General features: G+C 48.6%; 10 protein-coding genes. All 10 read right to left on the bottom strand.

Going from position 1 to position 13,019, the window contains the following annotated elements; translation table 11 throughout:
- Positions 1-133: 133 nt before the first annotated feature.
- Positions 134-2,914: a hypothetical protein gene (locus tag BHK98_RS08910; protein WP_075713514.1), complete on the bottom strand. Its 2,781-nt coding sequence runs from the start codon at positions 2,912-2,914 to the stop codon at positions 134-136.
- Between the two features lie 507 nt (positions 2,915-3,421).
- The gene (locus tag BHK98_RS08905) at positions 3,422-5,104 is read right to left on the bottom strand and encodes a hypothetical protein (RefSeq protein ID WP_075713512.1); all 1,683 of its coding nucleotides are present in this window, start codon (positions 5,102-5,104) and stop codon (positions 3,422-3,424) included.
- Between the two features lie 309 nt (positions 5,105-5,413).
- Complete coding sequence (gene pylSn / locus BHK98_RS08900) at positions 5,414-5,740, bottom strand: pyrrolysine--tRNA(Pyl) ligase small subunit (protein WP_075713510.1); 327 nt, start codon at positions 5,738-5,740, stop codon at positions 5,414-5,416.
- A gap of 108 nt (positions 5,741-5,848) precedes the next feature.
- Entirely contained in the window at positions 5,849-6,658 is an 810-nt protein-coding gene (pylD, locus tag BHK98_RS08895; protein ID WP_075713508.1) for a 3-methylornithyl-N6-L-lysine dehydrogenase PylD, read from the bottom strand.
- 40 nt (positions 6,659-6,698) lie between these two features.
- A complete protein-coding gene (gene pylSc, locus BHK98_RS08890; RefSeq protein ID WP_075713506.1) occupies positions 6,699-7,541 on the bottom strand; it encodes a pyrrolysine--tRNA(Pyl) ligase large subunit in 843 nt (280 codons plus the stop codon).
- 10 nt (positions 7,542-7,551) lie between these two features.
- A complete protein-coding gene (gene pylC / locus BHK98_RS08885) occupies positions 7,552-8,682 on the bottom strand; it encodes a 3-methylornithine--L-lysine ligase PylC (RefSeq protein ID WP_075713504.1) in 1,131 nt (376 codons plus the stop codon).
- Positions 8,679-9,695, bottom strand: coding sequence for a methylornithine synthase PylB (pylB, locus tag BHK98_RS08880; RefSeq protein ID WP_075713502.1), 1,017 nt, complete (start codon positions 9,693-9,695; stop codon positions 8,679-8,681). Before pylB ends, pylC begins: the two co-directional genes overlap by 4 nt.
- A 1-nt stretch (position 9,696) precedes the next feature.
- Positions 9,697-11,523, bottom strand: coding sequence for an ASKHA domain-containing protein (locus tag BHK98_RS08875; protein WP_075713500.1), 1,827 nt, complete (start codon positions 11,521-11,523; stop codon positions 9,697-9,699).
- Positions 11,520-12,242 carry a hypothetical protein gene (locus tag BHK98_RS08870; protein ID WP_075713498.1) on the bottom strand — a complete coding sequence of 241 codons (723 nt, stop codon included), beginning with the start codon at positions 12,240-12,242 and terminating at the stop codon, positions 11,520-11,522. Before BHK98_RS08870 ends, BHK98_RS08875 begins: the two co-directional genes overlap by 4 nt.
- Complete coding sequence (locus tag BHK98_RS08865) at positions 12,226-12,921, bottom strand: cobalamin B12-binding domain-containing protein (protein ID WP_075713496.1); 696 nt, start codon at positions 12,919-12,921, stop codon at positions 12,226-12,228. The genes BHK98_RS08870 and BHK98_RS08865 overlap by 17 nt, the downstream gene beginning before the upstream one ends.
- Positions 12,922-13,019: the final 98 nt, after the last annotated feature.

Below are 13,019 nucleotides of genomic sequence, written 5' to 3'. Positions count from 1 at the left end.
TTCTGCTCCGCATTCTCAGCACTTGTTTTATGTTATTTTCATCGCCGGGCGCACATCCATCGGCTGCCTGCCGGTATTGTTCGGCCGATTCACTGACGGCGACCGGCGACCGGCGGCGCGGCAATCCGGCCGCTCAGCTCCGTTCGCGGCGGTACAGCGCGTATCTGCGCAGGGCCCCTCCCCCGAAGGTTCCCGCCAGAGCCAGCAGCAGAAGCATCGACAGCATCGGGCTGAGCTTCTGCACTGTATTGACGGTTTTCTTCGGGGTTTTCCGGATTTCCACCTCCCGGAAAACACGGGCTGACGCAGCGTTCTGCCCCGTCTTTTCAGACCTTCTGTCGGCGGCCGGCCGAAGCGTCGCCTTAGCCGGCTTAACCGACGCTCTGGGCGTCCTCGCATCGGCCTTTGTTCCGCTCTCTGCCGTCGGATCAGGCTTTGTCTCTCCTCCTCCCGGAGTGACTGTGCTTTCGCCGGAATCCCCTCCTCCGGGCGTCCCCGGCTGTGTTCCGCCGCCGGGTCCGCCGTTCTCCGGTGAGTCTCCGCCGGCCTGCTGACGCTCCAGCTGACGAAGCCGCAGCTCCGCTGCGACCAGTCTGGCGTAGACCTTATCGTCGACCAGGCCTTTCTGTGTCCGGGTCAGCGCGTTATACGCCGCCCGTGCACCCTGAATCTGACCCTTCTTCTCCAGCGTCACCTCGCCGATAGCGTTAATCATCCGCTCCACGCGTTCTGCCGCCTCCCGGTCGCGGTCGATGTCATCCGAGACAACCACCTTGAACCGCACCGGCTTACAGCCGCCTGTCGTATCATAGGGTTTTCCGGTCACATACACCGTACCTTCACCGAGAATCGTGATGGAATGCTCGACCCACCGCGGAATCGTCACACTGCTTGGGTCATACCGGACCGAATCCTTCACCGCGGCGACTCCTCCCGTACTGTATGTCCAGTGGAATCGCTGTTCGGAAGCGCCCCTGACGCTGTTCCACTCTCCGTTGGTTATGATGTGAAGACGGAGGGGGCTGTCGCCGACTCTGGCGTAGTAGACGGATTTATCCGAAACGGCGGTTTTCAGAGGCTTCATATATTTGAAGCGGATGCTGACCACTTTGCTCACCGACGGGTTGTCCACGCAGGTGACACGGAATTTCGCGACTCCCGCCTTCCGGGGAACGATTCCCGCGGCGTGTTTCTCATGAAATTCCGCAATATCCGGCGTCAGGTCGGTCCATCTGACGGAGGGATTCGAGGCGTTCTCCGGATAGACTCTGACCCGGTACTCGCCCGGCCTGTCCCCCTCTCGGATCCCGACAAACCGGTCAAACGCGCCGTCCCAGTCGTCTACATACGCCTCCTTCGGCACGGTGACTTCAATCCCGGTCGGATGCACGACGGTCGCCCGGATCCCAACCCGTACCTTCACTGAAGGCCGGGAGACCAGACTGTAAGTGATGCTCCCCTTTGTTCCCCAGGTACGAAACACGGCCGTGGCGTGATTCACGCTCGTCGAGCCTCCGGGGGTGTATTTCAGCGCATGCGCGGGAATTGAGACCCAGCGGTCTGTTCCGTACAGTCTGCCCTCAATCACGGCCTTTTTCTTCTCGCTGCCCATCACATGAATCTCTGCTCCGGACGCATCTTCCCCGTCTATGACGGCCCGAAGCCTGTCGATATGCCCGTCTGTGACGCGCACCTTGAAATTTATCTTTTGTCCTGTATCCCGCAGCGTCACCGAGGCGTCGTAGCTTCCCACGAATTTCCCCTGATACTGTCCATAGGCCCCGATGATGACGTTCCACGCGATGTCGCCGTGATCCGGATCCGTGTACTGCCAGGTGCAGTCCCAGTCTGTCTCATTGTCGTCGTTGGCGTAGTCTGTGCCGTCCGCCCGCCCTATATGAAAGGTTCCGCTGTCCACCGTGGTCAGGGTCACCATTCCGTATTTGTCGGGACGCACTACGGTCTTTCCGTCTTCCGAGCGGAAATAAATCCGACCCCGCGCTTCCTCGTTCTCATACTGCGTCCGGGTTTTGATGCGGTCGATCCGCTCCTTCGCAGTCTTCAGGGCGTAATCAATCTCGCCGACAGACGCCGCCTCCCGGATCTTTTCAATTCCCGCGTCAATCTGCTGCCGCAGCTGCTCCTGCTCAGCCTCTCTGTATCCGTCCTTTTCTCTGTAGTGAAGAAGCTCCTGAATCGCCTTATCCTTCGCCGCGTTCAGGGTTGCCTCCGCTGAAAACATCCGGACGGTGATTTCCACAGGATCCGCATCCTCCGCCGGGTCGAAATACTGATTTTTTCTCTGAAACGTGAATTTCTGTCCCTCGTGCGGAGTGTAGCCCCGGGCCATCACGCTGAAGCGGTACGTCACAAAGAGATTTTCCCTTTTATCCTTCACATCCAGGGTGTACTGCCTGCCGGAGCTGGCTGCATCGGGACTGACCACGCTCCAGGTTCTGGCGTCCAGCGAACGCTCCATCAGAATCTTCGCCTGCTCTATCGGCTTCCCCTGCCGGTCAGCTGCCCGGATAACAATCCGCCGCCGTTCCTTCTCCTCGTTTTTCTGCTCTGACAAAGGCCTGTCCGACCGGCTCTGTTCTCCCGCGGAACCGGCTGTCTCGTTTTTCTCTGATTTCTCCGAGCCCGCCGCATCCGCCGGCGGCGCACCGCTTTCCTTCGCTTTTTCCTTTGTTGTCCCCGATTCTGCGGACTCTCGCTTCTCTGTTGTCCCGGACGCCGCAGAATTCTCTTCGCTCTCACGGACCGTCTGCACGCCGGCCGTCTCTCCGGCAGTGCCGTCTCCCTCCGCGGCAAAGAGCTCCGTCCCCGGCATCACAATCTGCGACAGGAGCATTGCCGCCGCAAGCAGAGCTATTCCTGTTTTTCTCGATTTACTGCGATTATTCCTTCTCATACTTTCCTCATATAACAAAAGACGGCCCAACGCAGCCGTCCTTAAAAAAACAAAAAAGCGGAACTCTCCCGCTTTATACATTTCGTTGATGCTTGATACTGCCTCAGAGTTCATACATCGAAACCCGACTCGTCTCCCGACTTATTTCCGTCTCTGCGGAAAATCACGGTTGCTGAGAAACAGTAAGGGGTTCACACCTTTTTCCGTTAGCCACGTTCCTGAACATGTTATTCACTTCTAGTTTTCTCAACCGTCTTCCAGTATATCACAGCCGCCGTCCGGATGCAACACGCTCAACTGAAAAACCGCAATAATCTTCTCAACTGAAAACCGCAATAATCCGGAATCAGTTAAATAAAATACCCGCCCTGCCTTCCTGACAGAACGGGTATCCTGATGTTTCAATATTGCTGAATTGCAGAGCTTTCACCCGTCGGTTTCACTTTCCGCCTGATATTTCCGTATTCCGGAATATGCCCCGGGTAATCCGCGGAGTTCAGTCATGCCTCAGTCTGCGTTCATCGAATCTCTGCGGCGCTTCATGAGGATGATCACGCATCCCGCGGCTGCACCGGTCAGCACCAGGAAATGGAACAGAAGTTCCGAATGGTCGCCGGTATCCGGCACATCGGAGCTGTGTGCGGTTTCGGCGGTCTGCCCGCTGTGCTTCGCCGTACTCTTGTTTTTGGTACCGGACGGATTGTCTGAATCGGCAGGCTTGGTTTTGCTGCCGGTGTTTTCGATTTTTTCTTTGTCGCCGTCAGTCGGCTGTTCCGGGTTATCCGACGTTTTATCGCCGTAGGTCGGAACTTCTCCGCCTCCGGATTCTTTCTGACTGGGCTGGTCACCTGTACTGTCGGTTTTCTCTTTGTCGCCGGCAGTCGGTTTGTCACCTGAATCCGAGGGCTTGTCTTTGTCGCCGGAAGTCGATTTGTCACCTGAATCCGAGGGCTTGTCTTTGTCACCGGAAGTCGGCTGGTCGCCTGAAACCGAGGGCTTGTCTTTGCCACCGGAAGTCGGCTGGTCGCCTGAATCCGAGGGCTTGTCTTTGTCGCCGTCGGTCGGCTGATTCGGCTCTTTTTCATCGTAAACAGGGAAATCTCCACCGCCTGTTTCTGTATGACTGGGAGGCTTCGTCTCCCCAGATGGATCCGGTTTCTCTGTTGATTCATTTTTGTTACCGGCAGAGGGCTTGTCCTTTTTTGCAAGAATCTCGGCCGGAGGCAGAAGCCGGTTATATGTATTATGCCACTCTCCGCTGCCGATGGTCACACTTCTGGACGCGATCCAGCCGGATCCTGTGGAATATGTCGTGATATCAAAATCATGGGCAAGCAAGACGCCGCTGACCGATCCCACCATGCTGATTGAGCCGTCTCCGGTGAAATTCCAGATAATGCTGCGGGTGACCTCGCTGGAACTCGAATTATTATTCAGTTTGTCATTCAGCGAATCTGCGCCCTGACCGTTTATACTGTATTTCTGCATTTTCAGATTTCCGGATGCCGCTACATTGAACACGACCGTCTGGGACGATTTTTTTTGAATCTGAAGCTTCTCTGATTCACTCATGCTTTTCTCATATGTATCTTTGTCAACATCAACATAGTAAATTCCGTCGGCTTTGTCTGAAAGATCCAGAGCATACCTCTGCGAATAAGGGTTATATTCAATCTTCGCATTCGCCGCATTGCCGGAGAGCTCACGAGAGGACTTTGAGACGTGGTTCATCATCTCGTCGATTTTCTCATTAATCTGCCTCTCATCGCAGTTGTCCGTACAGTACGAAATTATATCCTTGCTCTCATGGATGATATGCTCTTTGCTTTCCGGAGCGCAATGAATAAGAGCTGCATGCCCCTTTATGTGAAAAGGATGATTGGTCGAGGTATCTACAGAGCCGATGAGGAAGCCCTGGGAAACATCGTTGGTGAGATCGTTGCCGGTCTGTCCGGAAACCGGAACAACCTTCTTGGCCGCAACATTTGTCTGTGCATCACCATTCAGTTTGAGGGTTTCAGTAACGATGCCGTAGCTGACCGCGTCACCGAGAACATGGGAATACAACTCTGATGCCCCTGGCGCATCGTCCGCATACGCGACGACTCCAAACGGCATATACATACAAAAAACCAGCGCAACAAGAGCAAGTGCGCAACGCACTTCCCGCCTCTTAGATATAAACTTCATCCTTTCCTCCTTAAGGCATTTCGCAAATACAACTTTCTTTAATAGCACATCATTATCGCAAGAATAACCTTACGATAACCACCGGCTATTATACTGCGATATATATGGAATAGCAAGAGGAAATTTAGGATTTTTTATTTTTGGAAAGGTTCAGTAAATGTAGACGAATCTAACACAGTTCTCCTGAAAATTGAATTTGCTCCAGCACAAAGAATTGCAAATCCAAACGCAATGAAACCTCCTGCAATTAGAACATTACAAGGCACAAAGTTCATTGTACCTTTCGACACAATGAAAATCTTTTTCCCTTCATTTTTTGTGCTTCAAATCGCTTCCGTAATGAGATTCAAAAAATGTCCGGGAATACTTTTCGAGTTTCCATTCCGGTATTCTGCACCTCGGACACGGACTCATCGCCCATTTATTTCTAAGCCAACGTGCTGCCCGAGAGTTCCTGGAATCGTGTATACGAAAAACACAGTTACAATGTGTTGTCACAGTGGCATAACTTCCGTTGTATTCAATCGTTTTAATTCCGTGAAGCACACCACTTCTTGCAGGCCAAAGTTTCATTTTATCGATCAACGCAAAAAGTTCAACATTCTTACGATAAAATCTCTTCGTATTGTCTGACATACACTCTCCCCTTAACGAAAATTGGCGAGGTGCCCGGGAGTCTCACCCGGCTTCATGGATTTAGAGTCCATGCGATCCATACGATCCGCACCCCACGTCAAATTGAAATCATTTCATCACTGTTCCCAGCATGATAGCTGTTCCAATTTCGAGCATATCATGGATACTCTGTGCCTCAATCTTTTCAGCTGCCTCTGCATCCGGTGAATACGGCACTCCGGGGCTGGCGTAAAATACATTCTCTGCCAGCATCTTCGCAGTCAGCCACTCCCCCTCGTTAGTGAAGTCCAAAACAGCAGAATACCCCGCAATCTCTTTCGGATCAGATAGAATATAGGTTGCTCCGTGCTTCTCTATCGGACGGACTCGATCATAGAGACCAAACTCTATACCTTCCGATTTCAATATTGAACAAGCAATTTTACCTACACGACCACATCCGATTACGAGTAAATTCTCATCCTTCAAACTACGTCCGTTACAGGTCAGCATAGCATCCAGCGCTCGAATATACCCCAATGCTGTTCCTTGGTCATTCTCGCCGATAATTCCTTTTTCTGCATTCAGCGCTATATATCGCTCGTCATCCGCGCAAAGCAGTATTTTTCGATTACGGTGAATGCAGTCATAAATTCCGTCCACATCCGTCTTTTGTGAAATTTCGGTATCAAATCCAATGTTGCGGGAAATTGCACAAAGCGCCTCACTAAAGCCTCTGATAAGTCCCTGACCTTGTGTAACAGGAACTACACCAACTCTGTACCTCTTCTGCATCTGCTGAAAAGCCTGTTCATCAAGACCACATACCCATCTGGAAAATTCCATTAAGGTCATTCCAATTTTTCTCTGGAGACCTGCGCTATATTCCCCCATACCAGCTTCTATATCACTAATCCATTCTGTGGTTAAACGGGTCACCGCCGCCACCTCCTTATTTTATGTCTTCTTCAACGTTCTGTCAAATATTCAATGGCTCGCCATCCAGGAAAATAATGCTTTTCCCAAACCTTTTTATAGTTCTGCTTCCAGACATCGCCATAATCAGACGCTCAATACCAAATCCGAAGCCAACCCAAGTGTCAAAAATGCCCCAATTCGCATCAAGAGCGTGAGGGCCATAGGACCCGGATGCCACCTCTAACCCATTAACTTCGATATCCATTGTGTGCCCATACACCGTAGATTTTTCTATCACTAACTCATAACGGGATTTCGGAATCTCCAGCACCTCCATAGATTTTTTAGCCAGTCGTTTCAACTCCTCCAACTGCCCGCCTTCTTCAATCTCTGCCAATTCAACACAGTTCAGCATAGTAAACTCATTAAGATGCTGTGCACCTTGAGATTCTTTACGAAAGCAAGAGCCAATTTCATAGATTTTTACAGCCTCATTGGTAATTCTGCGAAGTTCCCTCATCACTACATATAAATTAGGAGCCAGCATCGGCCTCAAACATTTCTTCTGGTCCAGCCAAAATACCTGATCAAAAAGTTTATGCTCCTGATCTATAGTCATGCCCGCTAACATCTCCCGTGAGATCATCGTAGGCGTAATAACCTTTGTAAATCCTTCACTCGTCAGCCATTCCTCCAGGATGCGTCCGCCAGATACGGTCGTCGGAACATGCTTTTCGTTCAGCAGTTGCTTCAGATTGTTTCTGCTCTTTTGTACCAGTTCCTTTTCCGCTTCGCGAAAGAATTTATCCCTCTCTTCTTTTGTTTCAAACTCCTTCTTCAAGAGCATTATATCACCGTTGAGTTCTGTGATACGCTTCTGCTGTGTTATCGTAAGTTTTTCCATACGTGCCTTCCTAATCTGCCATCTTTTGCAATTGCCGCAAAACATGTGCTCTTTTTTCTTCCAGTTTCTGCAGATTTTCATCCGAATTAATAAAGATTCCACGAAACTCTTCACAGCCGGACTTGTAATCTGTCACAACATAATCTGCACCGAAAAGCCCCCTCACTACTGTCAGTGGACCAGCATCATTCATGATATGCTCTCCTGCCTGGATAACCTGCCCTCTTGAAAGCATGTAGTGTTCATATGTGACATGCCGGTTTATCTTCTGCCCGCAGTCTCCCGGCAATTTCCCCGTTAAAGTACTTTGTACCAAGACTTCCAGCAGATTTACACCGGAAGCGTAGTACACCGCAATTGGAGTCTGACTGGGAATTCGGGCGTCAATTTCTAACACATACAGTTGACCATCTTTCTCGATGACCTCCACATCCATGATCCCACGCAGTCCTACTATAGCTCCCAGAAGTTGACCAATCTCCGCAAATTTCTGATGTAATCTCTCTGGTAATTCCGGGCAGGGAGCCGTAACCTTACAGCAGTCGAAAGTATCATCCGTATGGATTTTTGTAACTGTAAAAGTACGCCACTCCCGTCCGTCACCGATAACCTCGATAGAATAGGACGGCCCTTCAATATACTCCTGAGCAATCCACTCCCCCGAATCCGGAATTCCTTTCAAAAACATATCCGTCTCGCCGCGGCTCTCACAATAAAGGATGCCATGAGATCCACTTTCTCCAGAAGGTTTTATGATATATGGCGGATTTCCATTAGGATAATAAACCGGCGCAAGAATCCCATTATCTGCAAAAAGCAGATCTGATTTCACCTTAGAAGATGAAATTCTATAAGCGTCAAAATCAAAGGCAATAGGAACGTTTTCCTCAATCGCAAGATCTCTTGCGGCAGCCAGAACTTCCGTATTTTCACAAGCAGGAAGAATTAAATCACATTCAGTCAGTGTTTTTTTCTCAGCCTTCGACATTTTATTTATATCACAACAAAGGAATTTATCTGCAAGTGTAGACGCCTGTGCATTTACATTACTATCTAAAAGAACTATCTTATAACCTGCCTCTCTGGCTAAATAACAAGCCTCTATCCCCTGCAGTTTTCCGCCGATAATTCCAACTTTCATTTTCTCAGCACCTCATTCATATAATGAATATACTCTTCTTTTGTCGCTATACGGAGACCCATATCATTCAGAATCTGTGCAGCCTCATGGATAGTACGGCCTCCGTTATCCACATCCATGGTGCTGTTGGCTACTCCCATCAATCCCGACTCGGGCGGAATAATTGATGTTATCAGGTTCGCACCAGCCTGAATACGTTCCTTCAGACCATCAATCCCATCTACATCCAGAGACGCCGGAATCAATGCTTCGGGATATAGGCATCGCATGAGCGCAATCACCTTTAACTCTTCCTCGCGATCTGGAGTCTGAATATTCTCCATCGGACTTCCTTTCTGAGGAACAAAACTCATAATTCGAACCTGACGTGCTCCAATTTTCCCCATTGTCAGAAGTGAATCCGCTATATCCTCTGCGCTCTCACCAACACCGGCCAAAATTCCTTCCTCAATAAGCATACCCTGTTCTTTTGCATATAATTTCGTCTCCATTCGCTCATCGTAGCTCTGGCCTTTACGAAGTTTTTTGAAGAGGTCTCTGTTATGAGTCTCCTGATACAAAGCATACCAATCTGCTCCTGCATCTCGCAGCGCATTTATAGTGGCATGGTCCACCACCCCCGGCGAAGCCATAACAGGAACGTTATAAGTATGTTTAATCTCTGATATGATTTCACAAAATGTTTTAAAATCCTCATTATGGTAGAGAGGATCCTCTCCCGTGGTCAAGTCAATTGCGTTGACTCCAGAATCAATCAGCGCTTTGGATAAGGCCAGCGCTTCGTTTTTCGATTTCCGATACCTCTCAATATCATTAGAATTGCGAAAAAAGCAGAAGTTACAATCGTTCCTGCAATACGTTGAAAAATATACAAATCCATAAGCAAAAATCCGATCGCCGCACACTTGCTCTCGCATCTTCCGAGCACGAATAAAAAGTTCATTCGTCTCTGCGGGATCGTCACTTTTCAAAATATGTATGATATCATTCTTGGTATAATGAACTCCGTTCATACTAAAACCTCATTGCTTCCATATATGCGTCCTGAAAATTCGGTTCTGTTGCCAATTGTACGTGACGGATACGCCGAGCTGTCTTCTCCACCCTTTGCCGATATTCCGGTGATAACAACATCATTGATGCCCCACTTCCGGCGGCGTTTCCCGCAGAGTGGATTCTCAATCTGTCAATATCGGGAAGAATTCCAATACGGATTGCACTTTCAGCTCGAATGTAGTTTCCAAAAGCCCCGGCAATGATAATCTGTTTAATTTCCTGCTCAGTGATCCCAACTTTCTTCATGAGAATCCGTATACCGGCTGCTATCGCGGCTTTCGCCAGCTGCACCTCGCGAATATCTTTTTGGGTGATGTAAACATCCTTTTCTCCGTGGCGCCCCTTGTACAGGCAAAAATCCGACACCCCTTCTACTGTGCGAATCTGACTGATTAACGCCTCTGGAACCTTCTTTTTTTCTAACTTATCGGCGGATAAGATCCGTCCTGAGGAATCCACAATCCCGACTCTAACCAGTTCTCCTACTGCGTCGAAGATCCCTGAACCGCAAATTCCCACCGGCGCGATGCTCCCTACAGTGCGAAACGCAACACCATCCATGGAAAGGTCTATACGTTCTATCGCCCCATTAGCCGCTCTCATGCCGCATTCGATAGAGCTTCCTTCAAAAGCCGGTCCGGCCGCAGTGGAACAGGCGACAGCCTTTCCATTCCCTGTCATTACAATCTCTCCGTTTGTTCCAATGTCGATAAACAAACGTCCCTCATTAAAATCCGTCAAATCTGTAGTTATTATCCCAGCAGTAATATCGGACCCAACATGTCCTGCGATATTCGCCGAAATATAAAGCTTTGCATGATCAGCTGCCGTGATTCCAAACCGAGAAGCATCTCCAGCAACTCCATTTTCAAATATCGGCGCAAAAGGCGCTGTGGACAGCTGACTGGGATCCATTCCGGCAAAGATCGTACTCATTGTTGTATTACCGACAACTACAACTTCATAAATGTTCTGTGGTTTTATACCATACAAAAAACTGAATTCATACACCGACAGGTTAATACGGTCGATAAGAGCTGAACGAAGCTTTTCAAGATTTTCGGTTCGGTTTTTCATGACATATGTAATTCTTGAAATTACATCTGCCCCATGATTTGCCTGTGGATTTGTAAACGCATCCACACCTTTCAATTCTCCCGTAATTAAATTCCAGACCATAACTACTACAGTTGTCGTTCCTACATCTATAGCAAGACCGTAACATTCTCTCGAATGATCTCCGGACTCTGCATCAATGATTCTTCCGTTCCTCAATGTGATTGTCAGATCATTTTGTTCCCGAAGAATTACAGCGATGCTGCGCAGCGTTTCAACTTCAAAACTAATGTCTTTCTCTCCCAACGCCTCCCGAACTCGACGATCATCACTTTTAGCTTCTGAAAGTGTCGTTGCTTTCACCGTGATGTATTCTTTACGCAGAGTCGGCTCGGGTTTAAAACCTTCCGGAAGATGTATCAGTTTGCGCTTGCGCTCTGCAGTCGCTCTTGAATCTGTCGTATACACTACACTATCCTTGAGAAGCCTATGTGTACACGCTAAACGGAATCCCCTTTTTTTTTCGCTTTCTGTCAACTTCCCATAAGGATCACTACATTGCGTCAAATCACCTGAGTCAATTCGCACTTTACATTTTCCGCAGATCCCTGTGCCGCTGCAGTTTCCATCTATATCCACACCGGCTAAAATCGCGGCTTCCAGGACAGTTCCGCCTTCTTCAACATCAATGGAAATATTCTGAGGCATAAACGTAACTTTAACCTTCATATTGTATCCTCTCTTGAAATCCCTCTTCCTCGAACGGCGCAAAATGCGCATCCGCTTCCAGTGCCTGCGCAATGCAGGCATTCCGGTTCTACGTCAAGTTCCTTCCCAGATAACACAAAGAATAATCCCGTACAGGATTTCTGCGGAATGATAAGTCCGCTGTCTTTGACCACGCACCCAATCTCATCTCCATTTAAAATCGAATAAAACTTATGTGTCTCACTGACCGGCATGCCGAAATATCCCGGCCCAAACTCTGGAGTCAGCCACAGTTCTTCTTCATTTTCATATCGTCTCGACATATCACATTTAATACGTTCAATCAGTAAATCTGTACTCACATCCACATAACTGGATCCCCAAATATCTGCATAGAGAAAGTCCATAATATTTTCTTCGCTGGAAAAATAGCACTCTCCCACAGTAAGCATATACAAGTAGATTCCCTTCACCCTATCGTCCGAGATCTGCGAAAAGAAATTGCACGTAACAGTTTCTTTTCCCATCGTAATCCTTCCGTCATGGAAGTTCTCAGGTTCGCAAAAGGACACCTTGGCACGTATCTTAATCCCATCGATACCATCCTCTCGAACTTTCCGCGCCATTTCCATCATGCGGCGATGTTTAGGTTTACTTAAATCAAATTGACAGTTCTGTATAAATCTTTTTTCAGCCGGCAAACAAGCCTCCGATTCGCTAAATTCAATCAGTCTGCTCATGGCTATCCTCCTGCCTGCTTTTTCTTCTTTCAATTAATTCCAAAGCGACCCGAACCGCATCCAATGCATTTTCACTATATCCATCCGCACCAATTTTTCGCGCCCACCGCGTAGTACAGGGGGCGCCTCCTACCATAGTAATAAAGCGTTCTTTTTCACCCCGTTCCACAAGGAGCTTCTCCAGTTTTTTTTGCTCCGGCAGTGTCGATGTTAAAAGGGCGCTGGTACCGATTATATCCGCATCATACTTCTCTGCAGCATCCAGAATTGTTTCCACTTTGACTTCACATCCCAGATCAACAACTTTAAACCCTGCTGTACGAAGTGTAGATGCTACGATTCCCTTTCCAATATCATGAACGTCTCCCGCTACTGTAGCTAAAACGATGGTACCTCGATCCGATACTATCCTTTCCCTCTGGTCTTCATCCAGAACTTCCAGAATCTTAGCCGTGATGTTCTTCATTACTTCAGCAGCATATATCAGTTCCGGCAAAGAAATAACTCCTTTATCGAACCTCTCTCCGAGAACCTCATTCCCCGCGCCAAAACCGTCCATTAACACTTCAAGCAAGTCAAACCCTTCCCGCTTGGATTCTTCCAGGAGATGCATCGCCCTGCTTTCATCTGCGTCAACAATGGATTGAGCTGCCGCTTGAAATAGTTGTTCTTTATCCATACTGAACCCCCATTACGGTGATCCCTAACAGAAATAACAAATCTTCGTTCTGAACTCTATGTGCATTATAACACAATTGCACATACTACAGAATAATA

It is taken from the genome of Hornefia porci (assembly GCF_001940235.1).
GTDB lineage: Bacteria > Bacillota > Clostridia > Peptostreptococcales > Anaerovoracaceae > Aminicella > Aminicella porci.
This window is presented reverse-complemented; position numbering and strand designations above follow the sequence as displayed.

Excerpts from the sequence above, each read along its gene's own strand:
- BHK98_RS08910 (WP_075713514.1), bottom strand. The coding sequence starts at position 2,914 with ATGAGAAGGAATAATCGCAGTAAATCGAGAAAAACAGGAATAGCTCTG.
- BHK98_RS08905 (WP_075713512.1), bottom strand. The coding sequence starts at position 5,104 with ATGAAGTTTATATCTAAGAGGCGGGAAGTGCGTTGCGCACTTGCTCTT.
- pylSn (WP_075713510.1), bottom strand. The coding sequence starts at position 5,740 with ATGTCAGACAATACGAAGAGATTTTATCGTAAGAATGTTGAACTTTTT.
- pylSc (WP_075713506.1), bottom strand. The coding sequence starts at position 7,541 with ATGGAAAAACTTACGATAACACAGCAGAAGCGTATCACAGAACTCAAC.
- pylC (WP_075713504.1), bottom strand. The coding sequence starts at position 8,682 with ATGAAAGTTGGAATTATCGGCGGAAAACTGCAGGGGATAGAGGCTTGT.
- pylB (WP_075713502.1), bottom strand. The coding sequence starts at position 9,695 with ATGAACGGAGTTCATTATACCAAGAATGATATCATACATATTTTGAAA.
- BHK98_RS08875 (WP_075713500.1), bottom strand. The coding sequence starts at position 11,523 with ATGAAGGTTAAAGTTACGTTTATGCCTCAGAATATTTCCATTGATGTT.
- BHK98_RS08870 (WP_075713498.1), bottom strand. The coding sequence starts at position 12,242 with ATGAGCAGACTGATTGAATTTAGCGAATCGGAGGCTTGTTTGCCGGCT.
- BHK98_RS08865 (WP_075713496.1), bottom strand. The coding sequence starts at position 12,921 with ATGGATAAAGAACAACTATTTCAAGCGGCAGCTCAATCCATTGTTGAC.